The organism is Gluconobacter oxydans DSM 3504 (assembly GCF_000583855.1).
In the GTDB taxonomy this organism is placed as follows: domain Bacteria; phylum Pseudomonadota; class Alphaproteobacteria; order Acetobacterales; family Acetobacteraceae; genus Gluconobacter; species Gluconobacter oxydans.
The window spans coordinates 2,793,399-2,818,035 of sequence record NZ_CP004373.1; the positions used below are offsets into that span (position 1 = coordinate 2,793,399).

Sequence of the window (24,637 nt, forward strand, 5' to 3'; positions counted from 1 at the left end):
CACCCTGGAGAATGGACCACGATGTCGGAACACGCCAGCCAGTCCACGCTGAATCGTTTCTTTCATGCCCCCCTCAAGGAGGTTGATGCCGAAGTTGCCACCATCCTGAACGAGGAGCTGACGCGCCAGCAGGATGGCATCGAGCTCATCGCTTCGGAGAACATGGCCTCCTTTGCCGTCATGGAAGCACAGGGTTCAGTGCTGACGAACAAGTATGCGGAAGGCCTTCCGGGCAAGCGCTATTATGGCGGTTGCGTGGATGTGGACCGCGTTGAGAACCTTGCCATCGATCGTCTGAAAAAGATTTTCGGTGCCGAGTTTGCAAACGTGCAGCCGCATTCCGGCGCCAATGCCAACCAGGCCGCCTTCATGGCGCTGGCCAAGCCCGGCGACACGGTTCTGGGCCTGAGCCTTGCTGCGGGTGGACATCTGACGCATGGCGCGGCCCCGAACTATTCGGGCAAGTGGTTCAACTCCGTGCAGTATGGTGTGCGCGCCGAAGACGGTCTGATCGACTACGACCAGATGGAAGCGCTGGCCCGCGAGCACAAGCCGAAGATCATCGTGGCTGGCAGCTCTGCCTATCCGCGCGTCATCGACTTCGCGCGTTTCCGCAAGATCGCCGATGAAGTCGGTGCGTATCTGATGGTGGATATGGCGCATTTTGCCGGTCTGGTTGCTGCTGGTCTGTATCCGAACCCGGTTCCGATTGCCGACATCACCACGTCCACGACGCACAAGACGCTGCGTGGCCCGCGCGGTGGCATCATCCTGACGAACAATCCGGATCTGGCGAAGAAGGTGAACTCCGCCGTGTTCCCAGGGCTGCAGGGCGGTCCGCTCATGCACGTCATCGCCGGCAAGGCCGTCGCTTTCGGCGAAGCCCTGTCGGATGAGTTCAAGGCCTATCAGAAGCGCGTTCTGGCCAATGCCCGTGCGCTGGCCGACGAGCTTCAGAACCGTGGCTTCGACATCGTCACGGGTGGTACGGACAGCCATCTGATCCTCGTGGATCTGCGTCCGAAGAAGGTGACGGGCAAGCTGGCCGAAGCTATTCTCGAGCGCGCTGGCATCACGGCGAACAAGAACGCCATTCCGTTCGATCCGGAAAAGCCGTTCGTAACCTCCGGCATCCGTCTGGGTAGCCCGGCAGCGACGGCACGTGGTTTCGGGGAAGCCGAGTTCCGCGAAGTCGGTCGTATGATCGACGAAGTGTTGACGGCGGCTCTTGAGGAAGACAATGCCGAGGCCGTGACGGCCCGTGTGCATGAGGAAGTAAAGGCCCTGTGCCACCGCTTCCCGATCTATGACCGCGCTTCTGCCTAAGACCTGAACAGTGCTGCGGTCCGTCTGGCCAGGCGGACCGCAAGCTGCCCCCGACGGGGGCGAAGATTGGGCATGATCAGCAGACACTCGTCATAGGGTGTGTAGATCAGGTCATGCCCGTCATGGGCGAGAGGCGTTCCCGCCTTGGGGATTGTAACCCCGCCCTCCCATGGCCTGATGAAACTGAAATCCGCATTCCTGGCGATGATATTGTCCGTCACCACCGCCATTTCCGGCGGGCACGACTCCTCTGTCGCCTGTCCACGAAGATGGATGGTCTCGGCCTCCGCCAGCAGGCGTGCGATCGCGCTTTCCATGACCGTGACAGTGGCAGGCTCCCAGTGAGGACCAGCTTCCAGCAGGCAACTGCGCCCCGTGCCGCCCGGCGACATGAAATGCGCATGCTCGATCAGCCGTGATCCGCCGTGATGCCCGAGATCCGTCAGGACGGTCTGCGGCAGTTCCTTGCCCCCGGCCAGAGCGCAGGCGAATTCGGCAGAACGCTGGCGGGGCGGGGCAATGAACAAAGGCTCGGATGGCCAGAGCGTGGAATGCAGATCCAGCAGCAGGTCGGCCCGGGCGATATAGGGCTGAAGCTTACGGGCGCGCTCAAGTTCGCTGGAATGCTCGCGACTGTTCAGTCGTGTGTTGTGCCACAGACGGTTGAGGTCCTCGTCCACATGACGGGACATGACCGGATTGGCGGCATCGAAGCGATCAAACGCCTCCAGATTGGCCAGGATCAGCGTCAGGCGTCCCGAGGACAGGGCAGGACCACGCCTGCGGAGATTTTCAAGCGCCCATCCCCCGGCATATTCGTTTCCATGCACCATGGCCGTGATGACCATCTCCGGGCCGGAGCGTCCCGAATCGAAAACCCAGACGCCCGGCACGCCCGAAGGAGGTGCGCGCCACGATGAAAGATCGGGGGGCGGAAGGGCCACGTTGAAGACCAGAGGCGGGCGGCCGAGCCCGGGCAGCGTTTCCGACAGGCGGGGCTGACGGATCCGGAGCGGATGGTGCCGCTGTCCCGCCTTGCAGCTCATGGTCCCCGGAAATCCGACGGAACAGGACAGGACCGACTGCTCCCCGTCCGGTCGCCCGGCGGAGCCATACCTGCACCGGGGAGCATAGGACATGGATCGGTCATGGGTTGTAGTGTAAGCACGTTGGAGACGGCTCGCCAGAGAGGGAATGTTGCCTTTTTCCTCGGCCGGGCCTGAGGAGAGTCACATTTCGCCGAGGTTGATCTGGCGCGTCCCTTTTCCGTACTTCGCCCGGTTTTTAGCGGATTACGGCCCGTGTCCATGGTCACGACCCAGGTACAGACGACACATGAACGGACGATGAAACAGTCTCTCTCCCTTTTTCACAAATTGTGGCAGCGGCTTCCTGCCGGATCCCGAAGGCGGTTTTTCGCGTGGGTCACGGCGCTCGCCGCCCCTGCGCTCAGGCCGCACAGAATTGTGCCGGCACACGGGATGATCGTGGCGGGAGAGTTCAGCCGCAGTTCGGGACTGGGCGAGGGAGCGCGCCTGATGGTCCGGGCACTGCGGGAGATGAACATTCCCTGCGCAACATGGGACATCGACAGGCGCGTTCTTGAAGGTGACGCGACGGGACCGGGAGCACCACTGGTAATTCACGTCAATGCGCCGATGCTGCCTTATGTGCAGCTTTTCATGCCTCGCTGGCTGAGAACCGGACGGCGGGTCATCGGATACTGGGCCTGGGAACTGCCGGTCGTGCCGCAGACATGGCGTCATGCCCGCCGTCATGTCCATGAAATCTGGGCTCCGTCGCATTTTACCGCTCAGGCTTTTCGTACGCTGGGGCGCCCTGTGCGGGTCGTCGAGCATCCGGTGGGCCTTGCGGAACAGAAACCCTCAGACCGTGACCGGGCATCTTTCGGGTTACCGGAAGACTGCGTAATTATTCTGGTTTCGTTCAGTCTGTCTTCCAGCATGGTGCGCAAAAGCCCGATTGAGACGATCGAGGCGTTTCGCGCTGCCTTCGGGGATCGTTCAGACCGGCTCCTGCTCATGAAGATCGGCCATACCGAACATTATCCTGACGACCTGGCGCAGATCCGGGCAGCCACCGGTGGAGCGCCCAATATCCGGATCGAGACCGGGCAGCTCAGCGGCGGCGACCGGCTTGGCCTGACAGTCTGTGCAGATATCGTGCTGTCCCTGCACCGTAGTGAAGGGTTCGGACTGGTCGTGGCGGAGGCCATGGCGCTGGGGCGGTGCGTGATTGCAACGGACTGGTCGGCGACGACAGAGTTTCTGGACGCGACGTGCGGCCTGCCGGTCCCGTACACGCTGGTTCCGGCACGGGATCCACGCGGGATCTGGGACATGCCGGACACGAAATGGGCGCTTCCCGACAGGGATGCTGCCGTGGCGGCCCTGCGGGCTGCAGCCGCAGAGCCGGACTTGCGGTCCCGCCTTGGTACGAATGCCAGACAGAGGATCGCCACGCGTCTGAATGGCGCGACACTACGGGAAGCGGCTCTGACGGTTGGGGGCCGGCCGTGACGAAATCTGCCGAACGCATTCTTGTGTGGCAATGGGGACGGCGAGGAGCCGGGCCGCGGATTGCCGTGGATCTGGCGGGTGGGCTGAGACGACTCCCCGGTACGGATGTTCTGCTCTGCCTGTCAGACCGGGCGGAAATCCTTCAGAGCCGGAATGCTCCGGACGCGGTCGTGAAAGTTGCGACCTACAGTTCCATCCAGGGGCTGGTGGGGCGCCTGCTGACGGCGCCGGGATTCATGCACCTGTTGGGACGGATTGTGAGGGACTTCTGTCCGGACGTAGCGATCTGTGCGATGCCGGGACCTCTGGATCTGCTGATGACGCATGTGCTGCGCCGGGCTGGCGTGCGGATCGTAGTCATTGTCCACGACGCACAGCCTCATCCGGGCGATGGCTATCCTTTGCAGGCAATCCTGCAACGCCGGCTGATCCGTCAGGCTGACCAGATCGTCACGTTCAGCCGTCATGTCGCCGATGGACTGACCACCGGGCCGGAGGCCGTAGGCTGTCCCGTCGTCGCCTTGGCTCACCCACCGTTCATTGGGGGGGCAGCCGCGCCACCATTCGCCCATGAAGGAGCCCCGCGCATCCTGATGTTTGGCCGTCTGCTGCCCTACAAAGGGCTGGACCTGCTGGCAGAGGCTTTGCCGTATGTCAGGCGTGATTTCGAATGTCGGGTTGTGGGACAGGGACCTGAAAGCCCGGAACTGGGGCGACTGGCGGCACTGGCGCAGGTCAGGGTCGAGAACCGCTGGGTCGCGGAAGACGAACTTCCCCGCCTCATCGCATGGGCCGACATTGTGGTGCTGCCTTATCGTGAAGCTTCCCAGAGCGGCGTCGGGGCCATGGCGATTGCCAGCGGGCGCTATGTCGTGGCGACCAGGGTCGGGGGGCTGGTAGAGCAGTTTTCGGGCGATACACAGGCCATTCTATGCGAGCCGGAACCGGTGGCGATTGCGACAGCGCTGGAGAATATCCTTGAGGCGCCTCCACCCGTTCGCCCGCAGGTTGATAGCGGGCAGGAATGGGAAAATCTGGCGAGGGATATTCTCGCCAGCCGTGAGATGTCCTAGCGGTCCAGCGAGTCTTCCGTCGCGATCCGGACGCGATAGCCGATATGTTTTTCGACATCGCGCAGGAACGTGCGCTCGTCGATATTGATCAGCGAGAACGCCACGCCCTTGCGTCCGGCACGGGCGGTCCGGCCGATACGATGGACATAGGCTTCCGGCGTTTCGGGCATGTCCATGTTGATGACGAGATCCACATCCGGAATGTCGAGACCACGCGAGGCGATATCGGTCGTGACCAGTACGGGAACACGCCCCTGACGGAACAGATCCAGTGCCTTGTTGCGGGCACCCTGCGTCCGGTCGCCATGCAGGGTTTCAACCCGAAGGTCATGTCGGCGCAGGGTTTTGGCGAGCGCGTCCACCGTGTTTTTCGTCCGGGCAAAAACGATGCTACGGCCTTCGAAATGCTTCAGGAGACGGGCAACGGTCTCGGGCTTGTCGTCCTTCTCCACGAAAATCGCCCGCTGACGGATATTCTTGGGCGTGAAGGATTCCGCCGCGATTTCCACGCGGACGGGATTGCGCGTCACACGCTTGGCCAGATCCATGACTGGTTCGGGCAGTGTAGCCGAGCAGAAAACAGTCTGGGGCGGCTGGTCCGGGAAATAGGGTGTCAGCGCCGTCATGCTGGCGGAGAAATCCTCATCCAGCAGACGATCTGCCTCATCCAGAACCAGATAGGTCAGATGCTCCAGAACAAGATCGGCCTGCATGACCAGATCCAGAAGACGGCCATGGGTCGCAACGATGATATCCACGCCATCGCTGACGGACTGGACCTGCTGCTCGCGGGACGTCCCACCACAGATAACGCGCGTTTTCAGGGAGAGCCGACGCCCGAGCTGGCGACAGACGGCCGCGGTCTGGGCAGCAAGCTCGCGCGTAGGTTCCAGAATAAGCGCACGGGGGCCGGGAGCGGGACCGGCTTCCGTAAGCTTCTGGAGCATGGGTAGCACGAAAGCGGCGGTCTTGCCGCTGCCTGTCTGGGAGCCGACCAGAACGTCCTTGCCCTCCAGCAGAGGGGGGATAGCCTGTGCCTGGATCAGGCTTGGACGTTTGTGTCCGGCCTGGGCAAGAGTTGCCAGCAGGGGCGCAATCAGCCCAAGCTCCTCAAACCCGGGAGCAGGAGTGGCGGACGTTGCGGTCGGCGAGGCAGGGCGCGGCTGGGACGTTGTCATGTGCGCTTCTTGCCAAATTTCTCGCAGTTCGGGAAATACCTTCTTTTTTGCGGAGTTCCCTCATGAAGGCCATCATCATCGCAGAGGACTTCGCCGGCATGCGGGCGCAGGGGGCGGGACTGGCTGAAAAGGCCGGTCTGGAGTGGGATTTCCGGCCTGTGCGCATCCATCCTTTTTGGTCGCGTTTTCCGGCGCGTTACTGGCCCTCTCCACTGCGCCGGGTCGATCCCATCAGGATTCCCGAAGACATAGGCCTCATTATCTGTATCGGCGGGACAGGGGGCGTCATCGGCAGGGCTGTGGCCCGGCGCGAGGGACTGCCGGTCGTGCAGATCCAGAACCCGCGCATGCCGGTCAGCAAGTTCGACCTCGTGATTGCCAACACGCATGATGGCATCAGCGGACCGAATGTCCTGATTTCGCGCAATGCACTGCATCCCGTCACACCACAGAAGCTCGCTGCGGCACGGGCCGAATGGGAAGAGCGCCTGAAACAGGACGCACGGCCGCTGCTGTCCATTCTGGTTGGCGGCGCCAATGGTCGTTTCTCGCTGGAGCCGGGTGAAGCGGAGCGGATGGCGGACGGGATCATCACTTTCACGAAGCGCAACGCCATGCAGGCCGTCCTTACCCCCTCCCGCCGGACCGATCCCGCTGCCGTGGCCGTTTTTCGCGAACGGCTGGAGCCTTATGGCATTGCCGTCCTGACAGGCAGCGGGGACGACAACCCTTACATGGGCATGCTGGCCTGCGCGGACATGATTGCCGTCACAACGGACAGTGTCTCAATGATTTCCGAAGCCGTGGCGACCTCTGCCCCGGTCCTGGTTTTCCCGCTTCCAGGCCGTTCCAGCCGGATTTCACGCTTTGTAAAAACGCTTGAAGACGCCGGGCGGGTTAAGTGGTTCGATCCGGCACAGGTTCCGTGGGATGTCATGCCGCTTGACGATACCCCCCTCGTGGCGAGAGAAATGCGCCGACGTCTGAAGCTCTGAAAGGGCCCCTGTATGCTCGATATCCGCACCTTTGGTCCGCAGGGTGGCAATGTTCTGTACAAGGCGCTGGCGCATCCGCTGGCCGCGGAAGCGCTCGTCCGGATGGAAGCCGAATTCGCAGGGCGGACGCTGGCTGTCTACGATCCGGATGACGCTGCCCGCACGCTGGCCGCGCTCTATCCGGGGCTGAAACCGGCCTGCGTCTATGTTCATGATACGGAGCGGGTGGGACAGCCGGACGGTTTTGGCGGAACGCTTCATGCGCTCGTGGATCTTCCCGCGACCGAAGCGGATGCCATCCTTGCCCTGTCTTTTGAAGACGCCAAGATGCGGACCCGGCTGAAGGGGCTTCAGAACGGCCGGGATCTTTACACGCTCGCCCCGGCGCGTCTGCCGGACGAGATGCTGGTTGCAGGCCGCCCCTATCTGGACAAGCTGAACTTCGCGACCAACTTCGCCTTCTTCCGCGAGACAGAGCAGTTTTCCTGCCGGATCGTGACGGCCAATTACTGGTCCAGCTATGCGGCGGAGAACCTGCGTTACTGGATGCGGCTCTATGACGGAGCAGGCAAGGTACTGGCCCAGTGGGAACAGCCGGTGACTGAAGCCGGGGCAGGGATCACGATCGACAGCGCCGATATCCGCCGCCGCTTTGATCTGCCGGAATTTACGGGACAGCTTTTCATCCATGTTCTGGGCGCGCGCGGACATGACGTCGTCAAATATGCTCTCGACAGCTGGGGTAAAAACGGCGACCCGAGCCTCTCCGTCACGCATGATGCCAATGCCTGGCCTTCCGTGCGTTACGCAACGCTTCCGGCCCCTGAGCCCGACGAAGCGCTGATCGTCTGGGTACAGAACAGCCACGCGACCACCATTCCGGCAGGAGGCATTACCTTCAACCGGATGGGAGAAGACACATCGCATGCGCTCGACCGTGCTGTCGGGCCGTTCGAGACGGTGGCGGTTGATGTTGGCGCGCTTTTTCCCGGATTACACTGGCCCGCACAGCTTGAACTGCGTTCGGGCCGGCATCTCGTGCGCCCACGCTATGAAATCACGCAGCGCGGCCGCACCCGCATCGCCCATCTGAACGTGGAGCGGGACGATCTGCGCTCCGAGCCTGCCATCCGTCAGTTTGCGCCATCGCTGGGCCGTGGGTTCCTGCTGCCGTTTCCGATCCTGGATCCGAAGCAGTTCGAGACGTTCCTGCAGCCCAACCCCATGTCCGAAGCGCTCCAGTCGCTTCCCGTAAGGCTCGATCTGTTTGATGAAGCAGGCGGGAAAGTCGGATCGCATTTCCTGGGCAATCTGCCCCGGAACCATGACACGGCCGTTGCACTGCATACCCTGATGGATCGCCCAGGTCATGCCGATCTGGTCTATGATTTCCGCGATGGCGGAGAAGCCGATGGCTGGCTGCACGCCCTGATGCGCTATCGGAACCGCGAGAGCGATCACGCCGCTGAAACCAGCTTTGGCGCCCATATCTTCAATACGCTCATGACCTGGCGCTCGGAGCCGCAATCGTACTCAGGCCCACCGCCGGGCCTGACAACGCGGCTTTTTCTGAAGCTGGGACAGAAGGCAGGGCAGGAGACGCTGCGAAGCTTCTGCTGCCTGATCCATCCCGCTTCCGTCGAGGGGACCGATAGCTCGGAAACCGTTCTTCTACTCCATGGCGCAAATGGGGCCCTGATTGCCCAGACGACCATCACGATCGCGCCCAACGGATCATTCATGGTCCGCCCGCACGAGCTGTTTGAAGGCTCGCACCTCGATCGTGCCGGGGAAGGGGGGTACGTCCTGATCCGGGACCTGACCTGCCGCCTCTTCGGCTATCATGGCTTGGAAAACGGAAAAGGGGCATTCTCGCTGGACCACATGTTCGGCTTCTGAACCACTGAAACGCAGGGACCGCAGCGGATAATGCGGTTCCTCCCGAAAAAGATCTTGTCAGGAAAACAACACCTTGCTAGAAGCCCGTCCCACGGATGGGCGCGTAGCTCAGCGGTAGAGCACTGCCTTCACACGGCAGGGGTCACAGGTTCAATCCCTGTCGCGCCCACCATCCTAACCCCCCTGAAATATTTATATTTTTTTGTGATTTTGGAGCAAAAAAGTTCCACAACTCGAAGTGATTTGGATTATTTTCGTCCAGTGCAAAGCTAGCTGATCCGTACAAATTCTGGACAGCACTAATAGCATATCTATCGATTCTCACTCAAAGAAACGGGGATGGGGAGGCTGCCTCAACAGGATAAAATTCTGTTAGCTTTTTCTCTCACTTTAGGCTTCAGCTTAAAGGCTAACTAGAATTTTCATAAATTACACAATTGACATGAGCAGTTACAAAATCCACCTTCTTGCAATCGCAAGAGGTGGAAGATTTTATGATTATTTGTTCGATTGGATCAAAGAACTTTAGAACCTTAGTTGATTTTGAGCTACAAGTTCCAAGCGACTATTGCGCTATATCTGGAAAAAATAATGCAGGAAAATCTGCAATATTAAGAATAATACAACACTTTCTTCTTGATAAAGAAAGCGATAGTTTTTTTAATTCTTATGGATCAGATATATCATACACAAAAGACTTTACTCAATGGAAATCATCAGAGGATATGGAAATATCAATAAAAATAAGAATAAATTCCGAATATGACTCAGAAGTTTTCTTCGTTGTGAAAACTTTTTCTTCCATTGATGACTCTGCAGACAATATTGAAATTACATTATCCCAAACATATAAGAGCGACGGCACCAATATATTGAAATGTATGGTAGAAGATATTGACCTGGAAGGACATAAAGCAAGCGAAATTCTAAAAAAGTTAAGGTCTGCCTCTAATATAGTTGTACACAACTCAACAAATCCGGAAAGAAATATTTTTTATGCTGGAGGAGGATCGTTTACTGAAATTATAGAAGCTCACTTCTCTCCAGAAGATCAGAAAAAAATATCAGAGGCCCAGAAGGGATTACAAACCAGAGTTAAAAAAGCCGCGAAGCAACATAAAGAAGACCTCGAAGGCCTCTTAGGTAAACTAAAAGATAAGTTTCAAGTTGAATTAAGCACTATTGATAGACAAAGAAACTCGAGATTTCCACTAGAAGTTAAGCTTACAGACAAAAGCGTTGAGGTTCCATTAAATGATTGGGGAGCAGGGACACAAAATAGGACACGTGTAATGATGTCCGTTTTGGAAGCAGCGCGGATAAGGTCCTCGTCGACCCCGGAAGATCGGTCTACGCCTGTTTTCCTTGTAGAAGAACCAGAAAGTTTTCTGCACCCCTCAGCTCAGGCAGAATTTGGGCAAGTACTAAATAGCCTCTCAAAAGAATTAAACATACAGATAATAGCAACAACACATAGTCCTTATATGTTAAATCAAACATCACCATCATCCAACATTCTTTTAGAAAGAAAAATTCATAGAAATCTCTTGAAAGAAACATATATTCAAGATACCAGCGGCGATGATTGGATGATGCCATTTTCTGAAATACTGGGAATTGTTCCAAAAGAATTTTCAAGTTGGGAAAATATTTTTTCTTCGGTAAATAATAGGGTCATTTTAGTAGAGGGTGAGATTGATAAAGAATATTTTCTAACTATAAAAGAAAAATATCCAAACATTTACCAAATGGATGGAGACGTAGAAATAATACCTTACGGCGGGAAGGATGCTTTAAAAAATACACCAATACTTCAATTTATGATTAATAAATTTGGAAGTGTATTTATAACATATGATCAAGACGCGCAAAACGAGGTAAAGCCATCTCTTGAAAGAATTGGATTAGTAGAAAATGAAAATTTCATAAGCATTGGGTTAGATACTCCCGGAAATGGATGCATAGAAGGCCTACTACCGCCCACAATAAAGAGAAAAGTTTATTCAGAAGAAATAGAGTTAGTTACCCAACTAACCGGCGACACTAAATCAAGGAACTCAGCAAAATCATCTCTGAAACGAAAAATGCTAGACGAATTCAAAAAATCCAACTTTGAAGACAGAGAATTATCTGCTTTCAAAAAGATATTTACATTAATTAATAAGAATATGAAGAAATAAACTATTTCCTATAGAAATTCAGATATCTCATTGATGTAACTATCCGACATCTGCTTTGCATATCGCGTCACCATATTGATCGTACTCCAACCTCCTTCGTCTTTCAGGCGAAGGAGGTCTTTGTGTAGGCAGTAGTGCCAGGTTGCCCAGGTATGGCGGAGATCATGAGGCGTGATGTCTGGGACGAAGATGCGGCGCTCTGTGGTTTCGTCTCCGGGGATCCAGACACGGAATTTGCCTGGCAGTTTGGCTTTGTGAAATGCGGCAGCCCATCCTGATTTGATCTGACCGCCGCTGGTGCGGCCGTTGTTGTGGTAGCGGTCGCCTGTGATCCTTTCCCCAGCGGTGTGCCGACCGAGGCCCTGCTGGCGACGGAGGCCACCCGTGCGGCTTGGCCGGCGCGGTATTATACGTCCTATGACCGGACAGCTCCGCAACCCACGTCTGTCACGGGATGGTGGGATGTCTGGGACATGTCCGATGTCAGCAACGTGCCGCCTGCGGCCGATACGGTGGCGCTGACGGGCGCGCAATGGTCGGCCCGTCAGCCGTTTGGTGCTGGTGTGCAGGACGGGCAGGTCGTAGCCTATGTGCCGCCCTCTGCTCCATTGTCTGTCCAGGTACAGGCCGAAACCGAAATGGGCTGGATCCACCAGCAGGCCAGCCTCGCGGCGGCCATGGGCCAGAGCTTCACGCAGGCCATGCGTGACTATGTGACGGCCGTGTCTGCAATCGCTGCGGGCTCTGACACCACGACGGCGGCGCTGCCGACGCGGCCGGCCGATATCATGGCCTGAGCCAGGCCGCCGCTTTTGCTTCTCGACGCTTTCTCTGACAGCCGCCTCCGGGCGGCTTTTTTTATGGAAAACCAATGCCTGACACACAGACGGCCGCTCCGGCCGCAAGCCTTCCTGAAGCTCTCACGCCGGCAGAGCGGATCCGGGTCCTCGAAGACCGATGCCTGACGCTGGAAACCCAGCTCTCCAGCGTCGGGAACAGTCAGTCCGATCTAAAGGCGGAAATGCGCCAGGAAATCGCGTCGCTGCGCAGTGAGATCGAGGCCCTGGCGAAGTCCATGGAAAGCAGCAACCGCCAGATCAATGGCAAGCTTGATCGCCTGTTCGGTGCGCGGGCCGTGGTAACGGCCGCCATTACATTGCTGACCTCGATCCTCGGATCCGGGGTTGTGCATCTGGCGGTCTCGATCGGGAAGTGATCCGCCATGCATGAAACCGCTGTCGTGCTGGCCGTAACACTCCTGAAGCGTCCTGGCTTCGAGGGCTTCAGATCGAAGCCCTATGTCTGTCCGGCCGGATGCTGGACGATTGGATATGGCAGCCGCTGGCTGAAGGATGGCCGGCCTGTTACGGCCTGGACAACTGCCATCAGCGAGGCCGACGCCGCTAGCCTGCTGCTCCAGTCTGTCACGGTCTGCGACGGCGTCCTGTCGCGTATGGTCAAGGTGTCGCTCTCGGACGTCCAGCGGGCTGCCCTGCTGTCCTGGCAGTACAATGTCGGCGCGCCAGCCGTGGAAAGTTCCACGCTGCTGCGGAAGCTGAACGCAGGCGATTATGCCGGCGCGGCCGATGAGCTGCTGCGCTGGGACAAGGCGACCGTCAACGGCCATCTGGTCGAGCTGGCGGGGCTCGCCAGACGCCGCGCCTGTGAGCGGGACGTGTTCCTGGGCAGGCAATCGGTGCTCAAGGCCGATCCGCTGTCTGCCTGACCCCCTCAATGCCGCCTGTGAGGCGGTTTTCTCATCTCTGGAGAACTGAAATGGACTGGACGTCCCTGTTCCAGACAATCCTGCCATATCTGCCTGCGCAGTATGCGGGAGACCTCGTCTCGATCCTGACCTTCCTGATCGCGGCGGCCGCTCTGGCCATGCGGTTCTGGAAGCCGCCTGCTGCCGGCAGCAGGCTGGCGCTGCTCTACAAGGCCGTCTCCGCCCTAGCACAGTCCAGGGGCTGGAACACAAACGCTTACCAGCCCGACGCCAAGGCCCTGATGATCCCGGCCGGGGCCGATCGAGCGGCAGCAGCCGCAATGCTGGGGCTTGATCCGACATCTTCGCACCCGAAGGCTGGAGAACCGCCTCGGGCTGCCGGTCTGAACTAAGGATAAGGGATTGAATCAATGGCAAGAGTATCGGCGCTGGATCTGGCAGCGCAGTTAGCGGCGGCGTCTCCGTTAGCCCGTCGGCCGGGTCGCCGCCCTGGGTGGCCGAGAAAAGAGCGGGCTGCTCTCATGCGGCGCGATATTCCCGAAATTTCTGCTGTTCGTGTTGAGTCCGGGGAAGAGGCGCTGCGTCGCGGGCATCCCATCAGCTGGCGCGCTATCTGGTCCGACGAGGCCCCGCCGTATCCCATGGAGGGACTGTCCAATGTCTGATGCTGGGAAAGTGCGCCATCCCTCGATCGCGGTCCGGCTGCATACGGTGCAGTCTCTGTATGATGCGCAGGATATCGGCGATGAAGAAATCGATGCCGCAAACCGATGGTATCGGGAATACGTTTTCGCCATGACTGGCGTCGTCGAGCACCGCCGTGATGGCCGCGAAAGAGAGAAGGGCGACGTCCATACCTGGATGCTCGGCCGGGGACGTTGTTCCGCCAGAATATCGCAGATCAGGGACCGGCTCGGCCTCTGTGCCCATCTCCGTCTGGAAATGATGCTGGCGCGCGAAATGTCCTTTTCGGCGATCGCGCGCATGATTTACCCGGATGTTTCAGAAGGTCGAGCAAGGATGAAGGTTTCTGCACAATGTGCCCTCGTGCTGGAGCAGCTTGTGCATGCATACGCAACCTTTCCCAGCCATGTTTCACGCTGATAGGCTGCTGTTGGCAGGATAGTGGCAGTCAGTCTTTAGGTGTATGCATCGAAAAAGCGTACATGATCCGGCTCATAGGGAGGGGTAAACGGCATGTCCGCTTTGCATTGGAAAGGCACAAAAGCGGACGCTTCTGGCGATCTAATAATGAATGGTTCCGCCTCAGAATGGAAGGTCGTCATCGAGGTCAGAAGCTGCCTTCGGTAGCGCTTCCGCCGGTAGAGGTACATTCCGCACTACATACAGGTTGAGGATGTCCTCTCGGTCCATGAAAATTATTTGGCTCCTTTTGCTCGCATCGAGCTTACCGGCGAGCCACTGCTGCGCCGCCTTGGTAATCTCCCCACCGGCTACGATGAAGGCATGGTCTACTAACACTTTCCGGTTTGTCTCAGGGTCGAAAATCTCGTGGCCTAACATCATCAATGCTTGGTTGTGGATCTCGGCCATATTGGCATTGCTGCCCCTGGTAACACCCGAAGCATCCAGCTTCCCCTTCTTCGCTTGGATACCAAAGTAGATGTAATGCTGAGTAGGTAGCTGGTACCGCATCCAGATGTCCTTACCGAACTCATTGGACTTGTCCTTGTGACCGGCAATGGTGATGCGGTGGAAACCAGCGTGCTTGAAAAGCGGCATCAGCACCTCGCCTATCAGGTCATCCTCCGAGCACTTGTCGAGATAGGCTGCGAGCTGCAAGCGCCTAACTGCCTCTAGGGTTGAGAGCGGGCGATGCGGGTTGGTGGATATGCCGGCAATCCTCTGGGTACCGACATGGCGGATGTAGCACTGCTTGTCTTCGGCATAGAACGCTTCGAAACCCTCCCGCCCAAGCGCCACGTTGAGTGCCTTGAGAGCAGCCGGTCGCTCCTCTGGCTCGTCTTGTGCCTCGGCCTGATCCATGAGGCGAGCAATAACGCGGCAGAATGCATCCGGCGGCGTCAGGTCATCGGTGTGAGGCTCCTCAAGGATTTTGCGGAGTGTGTCGGCTGTCCAGTCGCCACGGGTGGTCCCGTCATGGACGTGGTCGGTACCCGCTTCTTCGAAGAAGCGGGTAAGGCGTGAGCTGCTGCGATAGACAAAGTGTGAAGCGGGGTGATTGGGGTGAATTGCGATCATCTCGGCTATGGCTTTGATCGTCCTGTCCTTCCAAATCATACATCGCTCTCCGAACCTAACTTACAGTGTAGTAACCCTATCGTACTCAGTGTATTCTGTCGCCAAGATCCAATGCTTGGTTGCCTTCAGTCTCGAAAGCAATGTGAGAATCTTTCATGGCTTTGCGCGCCGTTGCCTAACAGTCTGGTCAAGCAATTCTGGTTGTACCTGTTCACATTCTCCTAAGCGGCAGGCGCCGCTTCGCGTGATTTGTGAGGCTTATCCCCCCTGTTGCTTCATATTACTTGAGCCGACAGGCGCTACTGGGGGGAAGCAGAATGTCCGCTAGCAGCTTACTGAATTAGCTCCAGATATATCTTTTGGGCTTTGCAATAAATTGTTAACAAAATCCTGTGTTAGGATTCTATTATAGGCTGATATTGCATCAATATTATCTTCTATTTCAAGAATATTAGCATACTTAGAAATTATCTTTTTTGCGTCGGATGCCAATAAGAAAACTACTTTTAACTCATTTTCACTTATAAACTGACCCTCAATCGACTTAATCCCGAGATTTTTCGACTTATTTCTATGCGCTATGAAATTATTTCTTATTGAGAAAAAATGTTCCAAATATTTATATTTCTTACTTTTATTATTCCTATAATCTACCATCAGATCTTCTATTTCGATAATATCGAAATGATCGGTTATTTTTTTTCGTGAGGCTATTATATAGGATTTGATTTCACGGAAGACTTTATCACAATTTATAAGGCTTGCCGTGGATTTGTTCGTATCCCAAATCTTACATACAGATAGTATTAAGCTGCTTTGAAAAACCAAAGCGGTGCTTTGAACAATATATTTTGCTTCAATACTACTGCCTTCCATTTTCTTATCAATGGATGTAATATTCTTAAAAATACATTCGATTGCATAGAACTGTATTAACTCACTACGGCATATCTCAATCATGCTGGATAGAGATTTTTTTTTCGATTCTTGGCTGCTTGTTTTGTTCATGACACCTTTCTCTCTTAACATAATTAATGGATGATTAAGAATTGGTCCGAAAGCCCTTCTCTTTCGATTTTTGCAATAACGCCATTAAATCGCTAAATTGCTCTACGTCCCCTTTGTAGGCGATTGCCGCCTGTCTGCTTGATTTTTGAAGCCGACAGGCAGATTTGGGGGGGGAGGCGGAATGTCCGGTGTAGCAAAAAATAATAAAAAACAGAACATTCCGTATGAATAGTCATTTTAGAAATTAATTGTACTTGCACTAATTAAACTCAGTCTAATTTCAACTTCCAGATTCTATTATTTCTGTCATCAGCCAGCTCTGCACCCATTGATAGAAAAAAACTATTATATGGCCAATTATCAAAATCTCTATGGCTTTCTTCAAAGAAAAATGTAGTCAAATTATACTCTCTCGATATGTTATTGATGGCAGTGCTTATTGCATGAGTTGCCAAACCTCTTCTTAAATAACTTTTTTCTATACCAATATGCCTAATGGTTGCCCGATCATCGTAAACAACAATACCTTCTATCCATCCAACCGCTTTGGGGCCGAATTTTATATAAATATCATCCAAACATTTAGTGTTGCCTAAGCTAGATATATATTTTCTAAAATCATAATTTATTCCAGAATAATCAAAAAAGAAATTTTGAGGACTTTTCTTAAAATTATCAATATACTCTTGCTCTGTTATATTTTTACTAGAATTTGAAAAAAATTTATGCCAGAATTTTTTAAGCATTATACCATTTCCTTTTCATGCTAGAATAAGAAATTTATCAGTAAGGTTTTATAGTGACCCAATTTTTTTTCTTAAAGCGCTTACTTTTACAAATAATGTATTTTTAATTAGAATCACCATACCCTATTTCTTTTAAAAGTTTTTTATAATATTCATCTATTTTTTTAAATATTGGATCGATGTTTGCGCCAGGAGGTAGGGGGAGTAGCTGATCCTAATACTTTCCAGCTCTTCGATTTTCTCTTGTATAATTTTCACAGCCTTTGAGTTTACCATTTTCTACCTCTAGTATAATTTTACTATGAATTTTTATTTGTAAGGAGGCCTACAACAATTGCAAGTTTAAATGATTGGGATCAGACCTCATAGCCAAAACATGACGGTTTCTTCGAGACATATAACTTAGAAAAAGGTCATTTAAAATCCGTTAGTAACGGTCACAACCCTACTAATTGTCACCCAGAAAAAAACACCATGAAGGGATATGCAGATTGTCAGCACGATGATCTGCAACAAAGACGCGACAGAACGTCCGCTTGAGGGGCCGCCGCGGCTGTCCTACTCGGTCCGACATGAGAGCGTAAACGGAAGGTCGGCTTTGTGTAGGGCTATCGGTAAAACCGGATCTTCACATGAATGATCCTCACGAAAGCTTTCACCATATACCGGTCATTCAAATAACCCATGAGCTTTTCTGGAAGCTGGCATTTGCTCATGAAGCAGTAAATTTATTCAGTGCATGACCACGTGTCAGAGCGACGGCAGGCAGCCCGAACCCCCACCGAAGAGGGTAAAACTGGCCTATAGCGGGTCGCTCAGGCCTTTTTCAGTTCAGCCAGAGACTGCAAACCGTAATCGAGTCCTATGCTGCTTGTCTCAGGAACCGCATAATGAAATCATGGGGACATGGAAGCGATCATGTTCGTCGCAGAACAGCGCGGCCGATTAGGCACGTATATTTTTCGGGATGATTATATCAGATGCGTATTTTTAAAGGTTTGTTTTTGCTGACATTACAACTCGCATTTGGGGTCACAGCAGCTGTAGCCTCAGATACGACGACCTTCGTACCCTCGACGTCATGTGCGACTTATCTGGACTACGCGAATAGAGACAAAGCATCTGTTAACGCGCCGGAAGCGCGAAACAGAGTGATCTCGGCAATGAAAATCATGCAACCGTATACGACGGAGTTTGCCTCGCTTCATCTGGACCAAAAGGTCATGGGTCAGATTATGTGGAGCTTCTTTCTCAGGATGGAGCTTGAATGCCACAGTCATCCTGATCAACTCTTGTCCCAAGTCATCCCAAAGGTTGGCAATGGTCTTGTTGATAACCTGAATAACGCTTTGGCCCATGCAGGAGTTAAGACGCATCTTTCCTATCCAGCCTTCTGAGCAGCATCAGCGAATCATTAGACGTCTCTGATGAGGGCTTACCCCGCCGTCTGCTTTATATTCTTTGAGCGGACAGGCAGTACAGGGGGGAAAGCAGAATGTCATTAATGGCCAGCTATGGACGCAATGGCTACAAACCACTCGACTTTGAAATCGATGCAATTTCGGATGCCGCTTCATGATTGAATCTCCCTATACTCCCGAACGCATCCGCAGCTTGCACCGGAAAAGCGCGACAATCATTCTCTCTCCAAAGTATATTGCGATTGAGTCGGATGAAATCTGGCGCGGGACCTACTTTTCGCGGACGGGTTGGTGTGCGCACGCGCCCTGCGACGCCTCCGCTCAGTGGATAGGCGAAAATTTTCGTAAGGCTCTGGAAAGCAGCGAATATTTTAACAAGCCTGGCGTCCCTTCGCTTGATCGTGACGAAATCAGGGCGATGAAAGAGGTTTCCAATACGCGGAGGCTGGCGTTCTGGGGCGAAATTGCACAGACCTATGGTTACAAGGACATTGATCAGGCCGGGCGAAGATGTGATCTCGTGTTCACGTCCTGGCATGATCTGATCGAGGACTTCGTGACCCTGATGGCGACACTCCGTCTTCCGGGGAGCCATCGGGCCTGGGGCCCTATGGAAAAGAAGAAATACGCGGAGAAGCGGATTGCCGTTCCCTTGTCCGTATCAGACGAAGCGTTAGGGCTTGCCATCCGTGATGCCCTCTCACGATGTGAAGCCTCGGGACGGCAGAAAATCAATACTCCGTCAGAGTAGTTTTATTGCTGGGACAAAAGCGAAGAAACAGGGTTTTTCATGCGGCGTTCGACACTAGATCGCGTTGACAAAAGACCCAGTCCAGAGCCTTGTCGCGGCGAGGTTGAGGAAACTCAAGAAGGACAAGGCGGTCCTGTCGTAGTAGATCCTGCTGAACATCCGCTGTGCAAAAAACGGGCAAGCTTATCCGGTCGTGTCCGATAAAATATCTATTTATCAATTATTTAACTCTAAGTTTAATCTACCTTCACACGGCAGGGGTCACAGGTGGAGGGATCGAAGAACTGTTGATTGGCGCGGCTGGCTCCTGATTTCAGGGTTGTGGCGTGCTGATTGACGGTTTCCGGGATGACTTTCGCTCTGCGTTTTGAGCGGATCGCGAGCTATCGCCATTGGGATGGCTACGCGCTCGCGTTCAACCTCTCGAGGAAGAGGAAGCGGCGCATATTGTAGACAATATTGGCCAGGCCGATCCGCATGGTGGCCCGGGTAATACCCACGGTTCGGACGAACAGCCCCATCTGCGATTTCTGATCGGCAAAGACATGCTCGACGCGCGATCGGATCACCGACTTCCCTGCATTGCACCGCTGGATATGGCGGGGCATGGGTTTGAGATGCGGCTTTTTCCTGTGAACTTTCGAGACGAAACCCTCTTTGTCCATGAAGTCCTCATTGGCTTTCGAGCGATACGCGGTGTCTGCCCAAACGGTTGAGGCCGTATTGGTTTTGTCCAGCAGCCCCTCGCGCAGTCTGGCACCATCACTGGCAGCGGCATCCGTTGTCTTCCATTTTCGGATCAGTCGGAACTTCCGGTCGATGGAAACATGCGATTTATAGCCAAAGAACGGAATGGCGAGGTCCGTAGCCGGGAGCGTCCCGTCCTCCTGCCGCTTTGCCTTCGTGAACTTCAGCGTCCAGCGGGCGTGCCTGTCCTTGTGGGACAGCTTTACCGGCTTGTCTTCCCAGCCTTCGGGAATTCGTCCTGCCCGAAGATCGGCTTTCTCTCCGTTGGTATTGCGCTGCTTTGGCGCTGCCACCAGTGTTGCATCCAGGATCTGGCCGGACATCGGCAGATACCCGGCGTTACGCAGGGTGGCGTCAAAGCGCTCGAACAGCTTCTGAACGGCACCAGCCTCGGTCAGACGTTCGCGAAACAGCCAGACCGTTTTGGCATCGGGTACCCGGTCCGACAGTCCCAGACCGAGGAAACGCATGAAGGACAGGCGGTCGTTGATCAGATATTCCGTTCGCTCGTCGGAGAGATTGTTCAGCGTCTGGATGACCAGGATCTTGAACATCATCACCGGATCGAACGGGGGGCGGCCGCCTTTGCTCCTGTCTGAATAGGCCAGAGCCTTCTCCAGATCAGGGCGGAACGCCTCAAAATCCACAGTCCGGGAAAACGCCTCGAGCTGATCGCCAAGCCCGCTTAACCGGGCAAGCCGCTCGTCAACATCAAAGAAACCCGGCTGCTTCATGAGCCATCCCTCCAATCATTACACAAGATAGGGAATTACAGCCAACAATTCAGAGCCAAGGGGTTTTTCGAACCCTCCAAGTCGTAATGTTCCCATCTGTGGCAGAGCCATGCCGTCTTCTGAGTTGGGTTAGGCGTATCGAGCTGATGCTGGCGGATAAGGATGTGCGGCAATCTTAGCTGCTTCACCTCGTTCTTTGGAAAGCTTGTGTTGAAGCCTATCCCGTTCGACAACAGCGAATGACCGCACCTTTTGTTCCGGCCACTGTCCATGTCCATGTCAGACGCTTCCTGAAATCTTCCGCCGGTGGAGCATCCTTTCTCCTGCTTGCGTCTCTTGCAGGGTTTGTTCTGGCCAATTCGCCATGGGCGGCGGGTTATAGAACTCTGACGGCACTCCCGCTGAAATTTTCCTTTCTTGGAAAGCGGGGCCCCGACAACGTCGCCGCATGGGTTTCTGACGGGCTAATGACCCTGTTCTTTCTGGTGGTCATTCTCGAAATCAAAAAGGAAATCGTCTCCGGACATCTCTCATCGCTCCGACGTGTCGGTCTGCCGCTGATTGGAGCCGTGGGCGGGATGGTGGTGCCGGCACTGACATATCTGCTGGTGACCGGAGGACACCCGGAAGCAACGTCTGGCTGGGCCATTCCTGTTGCAACGGATGCGGCTTTCACCCTGCCGATCATCCTTGCGCTTGGACGGCGTGTCTCGCCCGGAGCACGAGCCTGGCTGATGGCACTTGCCATTTTCGATGACGTACTGGGGATTGTGGTGATCGCCCTGTTTTATGGCAGCGTTCTGTACTGGCCCGCGCTGCTCGCGGTTGTACTTGTCACGGCCGCATTGATTGGAGCGAATAGGGCAGGGATCAGAACACTCTGGGTTTATGGCGCGGGGGGCATTCTGCTCTGGACTGCGCTTCTAGATTCCGGGCTACACCCGACGCTTGCGGGGGTCATCACGGGTCTGTGCCTGCCGGCAAGGGACGCGAAGAGGGCTACCCCTCTCGATCGGGTCTCATCTGCGGTAACGCCCTTCGTCACCTGGATCGTCCTGCCGCTTTTTGGCTTCATGAATGTAGGCATTTCAGTGGTCGGCATGAAACCGGACATGATGCTAGAAGCTGTGCCGCTCGGGATCATGCTGGGACTGATGATTGGCAAACCTGTCGGGGTCTTTGGCGCAACATTGCTCTCGATCCGGCTGAAAGTCGCCATGCTTCCAGCCGGCACCTCAACCGGAATGCTGTTCGGTCTTTCGCTGCTGTGCGGCATTGGCTTCACGATCAGCCTGTTTGTAGCAAATCTGGCATTTTCGGGATCAGATCTTATGACCCCGGCGAAGATGGGTATCTTCGCCGGTTCAACCTTGTCGGCTCTGATCGGGTGGTTCTGGTTGCGTTTTATGCCGCAGAACGTAACCCGGGCATCCGAAGAGGGCGGCTTCCCGCGTTAAGCGATGGCGTCAAGGCGCGCGCGAGCATCGTCGGGCAGTTCCAGCTCTGCTGCTGCCAGGTTTTCCGACAGGTGACGAAGATTCGAAGTTCCCGGAATGAGGAGCAGATTGGGGGAGCTGGCCAACAGCCATGCCAGAGCGACCTGTAACGGTGTAGCTCCGATATCTGCTGCAACTCGGGACAGGGCTTCGGACTGGATGGGGCTGAACCCACCCAAGGGAAAGAACGGCACATAGGCTACGCCCTGTGAAGCCAGCGCGTCGATCAGCGCATCATCCTTTCTGTGGACGAGATTGTAATGGTTCTGCACGCAGACCACTGGTGCGATCGTCTGCGCTTCAGCCACCTGGGCAGCCGTTGCATTGCTGAGACCGAGATGACGGATGAGCCCCTGTTCCCGCAGCGCAGCGAGTGCCGAAAATGGCTCGGCCAGCGATCCTTCTTTGGGTGCAAAGATTTCCCCCATCAGTCGCAGATTGACCACCTCAAGCCGGTCCAGCCCCAGATTGCGCAGATTGTCATGCACGGCTCTGGTCAGCTCTTCCGCGCTCTGGGCGGGCTGCCATGATGCATCCTCACCACGCACCGCGCCGACCTTGGTTATGATCACGAGGTCATCGCCATAAGGGTGCAGGGCCTCCCGGATGATCTGGTTCGTGACATGCGGGCCGTAAAAATCGCTGGTATCGATATGATTGACGCCGGCTTCGACCGCCGCTCGCAGTACAGCAATAGCGGCTTCACGGTCCCGCGGCGGCCCGAAGACACCAGGGCCGGCAAGCTGCATCGCCCCGTATCCCATGCGGTTCACGACGCGGTCGCCGAGTATAAAGGTTCCGGCATTGGCCTGACTGCTCATTGGTATCTCCTTGATAAGGGGTGCACACCAAACATGGACGGCGCTCGAATGATCGATAAGCTGTTCAATCCTGAACGGCCCGTACGGAAAATCGCACAATGTCTTTCGAGCTTGATGATCTTTCAGCCTTCGTTGCAGTTGCGCGGGCAGGCGGTTTCCGGGAAGCAGCGCGTGTTTCGGGTCTTTCAGCATCCGGTCTGAGCGAAGCTCTGCGGCGGCTGGAAACCCGCCTTGGTACGCGCCTGCTTCACCGCAGCACACGCAGCATTTCGCTTACTGAAACGGGCGCCCGACTGTTCGAACGGCTTTCGCCAGCTCTGGCCGAGATCAGCGCCGCACTCGATACGATCCATGCACAAACCAACCAGCCTGCGGGTACAATCCGCCTCAACGTGCCGGCCAATGTCGCCCGGACTGTGCTGCCGGGTATTCTGTCGCCTTTCCTGATCGCTCATCCACAAATCCGCGTGGACGTGACGGTAGAGGACAGTTTTGTCGATATTCTTGCTTCTGGCGCGGACGCAGGCATCCGTTATGAGGAACGTCTGGAACAGGACATGATCGCGATCCCCATCGGGCCAGCCACTCAGCGCGTTCTTACTGCGGCCGCACCATCTTATCTGTCTGCGAAGGGACGTCCTCAACACCCGAGCGAGTTACTGGAACACGCCTGTCTGCGTCTTCGCTTCGCCGGTGGAGCGCCAGCCATGTGGGAGTTCGAAAAGGACGGAGAGGTTATTCGCCTCGATCCTCCAGGGCCCTTACTGGTCCAACCCGGATCGGCCTGCGATCTTCTGGTTGAAACTGCTCTGTCAGGTCTTGGTATCGTCTGTCTGTTTGAAGACTGGCTGGCTCCTCACATCCGCAGCGGTGCGCTTGAGGTGGTGCTGGACGACTGGGCCACACCTTTTTCGGGACCCATGCTTTATTATTCCGGCCGCCGCCAACTCCCACCGCCGCTGCGCGCGTTCATCGATTTCATTTGTTCGCATCAGTCGTCGGTACAATAACTACCTACCCGATACCGAGGGGAAGCAATCGAAGCGCTGTGAATGAAGCTGGAATTCCTTATCGAACCAGTGAAGCCAGTCCATCAATCTTGTCGGCCAGCGCCGCAACCATGTGCTTGATCTCATCCGGTGCGCCTGATTTTTCGGTCGCAGTGCTCAGACGTTCTGCATCATTCTGCAGCTCGGACATCAGTTCCTGGATTTCTGAGTCGATGCCGTTTTCATCATCGTCATGATCGTGTCGCATGTTGCGCTCTCCTTTGCGTGAAGAGAGTGGAATCTGGAAAACAGGATATCCAGCTTTCCTGCGACACTTTACCACTGCTCAAGGTGTCAGTGACTGGGGAATGATCGTAGAGTGCTTCCATTCAAATTTTAAATCAGGGCCGGAAAAACGTCCTGATTTTACTCTCTGTTCATATCCCTCCGGTATCCGGGAAGAATTCTCGGGAGACGTTTCCACTCATGATGCCGGTCTATCCATTTTCCGCCGCTACACAGCCCTATCCGCGCCAGCAGTGGTACATTGCCGGCTGGAGTTCGGAGATCACCACTACCCCTCTGAGACGACGGTTGCTTGGGCAGGATATTCTGTTGCTGCGGACTTCAGGCGGGGACGTACGAGCATTGAAAGCCCTGTGCCCACACCGTCAGATGCCACTATGCGCAGAGCATCAGGACGGGGAACACCTGATCTGCCCCTATCATGGGGCGGTTTTTGAGACATCAGGCCAGTGCGTCAGTCTCCCCTTTCAGAAGCATA

24 protein-coding genes, 1 tRNA gene and 1 pseudogene are annotated in these 24,637 nt (G+C 55.2%); 18 read left to right on the forward strand and 8 right to left on the reverse strand.

What is annotated here, in order from left to right; translation table 11 throughout:
• Positions 1-21: 21 nt before the first annotated feature.
• Positions 22-1,326 (forward strand): serine hydroxymethyltransferase, encoded by a 1,305-nt coding sequence (glyA, locus tag GLS_RS12445; protein WP_041112460.1) that lies wholly within the window; start codon positions 22-24, stop codon positions 1,324-1,326.
• Here glyA and GLS_RS12450 read toward each other — a convergent pair.
• Positions 1,323-2,372, reverse strand: coding sequence for a M14 family metallopeptidase (locus GLS_RS12450; protein ID WP_041112461.1), 1,050 nt, complete (start codon positions 2,370-2,372; stop codon positions 1,323-1,325). The two genes, glyA and GLS_RS12450, sit on opposite strands and share 4 nt — an antisense overlap.
• Before the next feature lie 441 nt (positions 2,373-2,813).
• Here GLS_RS12450 and GLS_RS12455 point away from each other — a divergent pair, with 441 nt between their 5' ends.
• A complete protein-coding gene (locus tag GLS_RS12455; protein WP_193363869.1) occupies positions 2,814-3,866 on the forward strand; it encodes a glycosyltransferase family 4 protein in 1,053 nt (350 codons plus the stop codon).
• Positions 3,863-4,939: a glycosyltransferase family 4 protein gene (locus GLS_RS12460; RefSeq protein ID WP_041112462.1), complete on the forward strand. Its 1,077-nt coding sequence runs from the start codon at positions 3,863-3,865 to the stop codon at positions 4,937-4,939. The genes GLS_RS12455 and GLS_RS12460 overlap by 4 nt, the downstream gene beginning before the upstream one ends.
• Here the strand turns inward: GLS_RS12460 and GLS_RS12465 are convergent.
• Positions 4,936-6,117, reverse strand: a complete 1,182-nt coding sequence (locus GLS_RS12465; protein ID WP_041112463.1) for a DEAD/DEAH box helicase — start codon at positions 6,115-6,117, stop codon at positions 4,936-4,938. The genes GLS_RS12460 and GLS_RS12465 overlap by 4 nt on opposite strands.
• A 62-nt stretch (positions 6,118-6,179) precedes the next feature.
• On the opposite strand from GLS_RS12465, the gene GLS_RS12470 reads away from it, so the two are divergent.
• The 10 genes from GLS_RS12470 to GLS_RS12505 all read left to right on the forward strand — a co-directional run bounded on the left by GLS_RS12470 (position 6,180) and on the right by GLS_RS12505 (position 14,021).
• The gene (locus GLS_RS12470) at positions 6,180-7,112 is read left to right on the forward strand and encodes a mitochondrial fission ELM1 family protein (RefSeq protein WP_041112464.1); all 933 of its coding nucleotides are present in this window, start codon (positions 6,180-6,182) and stop codon (positions 7,110-7,112) included.
• A 12-nt stretch (positions 7,113-7,124) separates the two neighbouring features.
• A complete protein-coding gene (locus tag GLS_RS12475; RefSeq protein WP_041112465.1) occupies positions 7,125-9,011 on the forward strand; it encodes a hypothetical protein in 1,887 nt (628 codons plus the stop codon).
• A gap of 97 nt (positions 9,012-9,108) precedes the next feature.
• Positions 9,109-9,183 (forward strand) — tRNA-Val (locus GLS_RS12480).
• 310 nt (positions 9,184-9,493) lie between these two features.
• Complete coding sequence (locus GLS_RS13190) at positions 9,494-11,191, forward strand: ATP-dependent nuclease (protein ID WP_148295937.1); 1,698 nt, start codon at positions 9,494-9,496, stop codon at positions 11,189-11,191.
• Positions 11,192-11,502: 311 nt separating this feature from the next.
• Positions 11,503-11,988: a hypothetical protein gene (locus GLS_RS12485; protein ID WP_052327588.1), complete on the forward strand. Its 486-nt coding sequence runs from the start codon at positions 11,503-11,505 to the stop codon at positions 11,986-11,988.
• A 74-nt stretch (positions 11,989-12,062) separates the two neighbouring features.
• A complete protein-coding gene (locus tag GLS_RS12490) occupies positions 12,063-12,407 on the forward strand; it encodes a hypothetical protein (protein ID WP_041112466.1) in 345 nt (114 codons plus the stop codon).
• Between the two features lie 6 nt (positions 12,408-12,413).
• Positions 12,414-12,917, forward strand: coding sequence for a lysozyme (locus GLS_RS12495; RefSeq protein ID WP_052327589.1), 504 nt, complete (start codon positions 12,414-12,416; stop codon positions 12,915-12,917).
• A gap of 50 nt (positions 12,918-12,967) precedes the next feature.
• Complete coding sequence (locus tag GLS_RS12500; protein WP_041112467.1) at positions 12,968-13,309, forward strand: hypothetical protein; 342 nt, start codon at positions 12,968-12,970, stop codon at positions 13,307-13,309.
• Between the two features lie 129 nt (positions 13,310-13,438).
• Positions 13,439-13,582 carry a hypothetical protein gene (locus tag GLS_RS13380; protein ID WP_155721034.1) on the forward strand — a complete coding sequence of 48 codons (144 nt, stop codon included), beginning with the start codon at positions 13,439-13,441 and terminating at the stop codon, positions 13,580-13,582.
• Positions 13,575-14,021: a hypothetical protein gene (locus GLS_RS12505; protein WP_041112468.1), complete on the forward strand. Its 447-nt coding sequence runs from the start codon at positions 13,575-13,577 to the stop codon at positions 14,019-14,021. Before GLS_RS13380 ends, GLS_RS12505 begins: the two co-directional genes overlap by 8 nt.
• Positions 14,022-14,183: 162 nt before the next feature.
• Here GLS_RS12505 and GLS_RS12510 read toward each other — a convergent pair whose 3' ends face one another.
• The 3 genes from GLS_RS12510 to GLS_RS13330 form a co-directional block, all read right to left on the reverse strand.
• A complete protein-coding gene (locus GLS_RS12510) occupies positions 14,184-15,179 on the reverse strand; it encodes a hypothetical protein (RefSeq protein ID WP_041112469.1) in 996 nt (331 codons plus the stop codon).
• A 285-nt stretch (positions 15,180-15,464) separates the two neighbouring features.
• Positions 15,465-16,148, reverse strand: coding sequence for an AbiU2 domain-containing protein (locus GLS_RS13325; protein ID WP_148295938.1), 684 nt, complete (start codon positions 16,146-16,148; stop codon positions 15,465-15,467).
• 269 nt (positions 16,149-16,417) lie between these two features.
• Entirely contained in the window at positions 16,418-16,894 is a 477-nt protein-coding gene (locus GLS_RS13330; protein WP_148295939.1) for a GNAT family N-acetyltransferase, read from the reverse strand.
• Between the two features lie 980 nt (positions 16,895-17,874).
• Here GLS_RS13330 and GLS_RS13335 point away from each other — a divergent pair.
• Positions 17,875-18,291, forward strand: a complete 417-nt coding sequence (locus tag GLS_RS13335; protein WP_148295940.1) for a hypothetical protein — start codon at positions 17,875-17,877, stop codon at positions 18,289-18,291.
• A gap of 442 nt (positions 18,292-18,733) precedes the next feature.
• Complete coding sequence (locus GLS_RS13550) at positions 18,734-19,066, forward strand: hypothetical protein (RefSeq protein ID WP_041112471.1); 333 nt, start codon at positions 18,734-18,736, stop codon at positions 19,064-19,066.
• 401 nt (positions 19,067-19,467) lie between these two features.
• Here GLS_RS13550 and GLS_RS12525 read toward each other — a convergent pair whose 3' ends face one another.
• Positions 19,468-20,547, reverse strand: coding sequence for an IS5 family transposase (locus GLS_RS12525; RefSeq protein WP_041111054.1), 1,080 nt, complete (start codon positions 20,545-20,547; stop codon positions 19,468-19,470).
• A gap of 239 nt (positions 20,548-20,786) precedes the next feature.
• On the opposite strand from GLS_RS12525, the gene nhaA reads away from it, so the two are divergent.
• Complete coding sequence (gene nhaA / locus GLS_RS12530) at positions 20,787-22,004, forward strand: Na+/H+ antiporter NhaA (protein ID WP_041112472.1); 1,218 nt, start codon at positions 20,787-20,789, stop codon at positions 22,002-22,004.
• On the opposite strand, the gene GLS_RS12535 is transcribed toward nhaA, so the two are convergent.
• Positions 22,001-22,864 carry an aldo/keto reductase family oxidoreductase gene (locus tag GLS_RS12535; protein ID WP_041112473.1) on the reverse strand — a complete coding sequence of 288 codons (864 nt, stop codon included), beginning with the start codon at positions 22,862-22,864 and terminating at the stop codon, positions 22,001-22,003. The genes nhaA and GLS_RS12535 overlap by 4 nt on opposite strands.
• 98 nt (positions 22,865-22,962) lie before the next feature.
• Here GLS_RS12535 and GLS_RS12540 point away from each other — a divergent pair, with 98 nt between their 5' ends.
• Positions 22,963-23,874, forward strand: coding sequence for a LysR family transcriptional regulator (locus GLS_RS12540; RefSeq protein WP_041112474.1), 912 nt, complete (start codon positions 22,963-22,965; stop codon positions 23,872-23,874).
• Between the two features lie 58 nt (positions 23,875-23,932).
• Here the strand turns inward: GLS_RS12540 and GLS_RS12545 are convergent, their stop codons facing one another.
• Positions 23,933-24,121 carry a hypothetical protein gene (locus GLS_RS12545; protein ID WP_041112475.1) on the reverse strand — a complete coding sequence of 63 codons (189 nt, stop codon included), beginning with the start codon at positions 24,119-24,121 and terminating at the stop codon, positions 23,933-23,935.
• 221 nt (positions 24,122-24,342) lie between these two features.
• Here GLS_RS12545 and GLS_RS13555 point away from each other — a divergent pair.
• Positions 24,343-24,630 (forward strand): annotated as a pseudogene (locus GLS_RS13555) (Rieske 2Fe-2S domain-containing protein); the annotation flags it as partial.
• Positions 24,631-24,637: the final 7 nt, after the last annotated feature.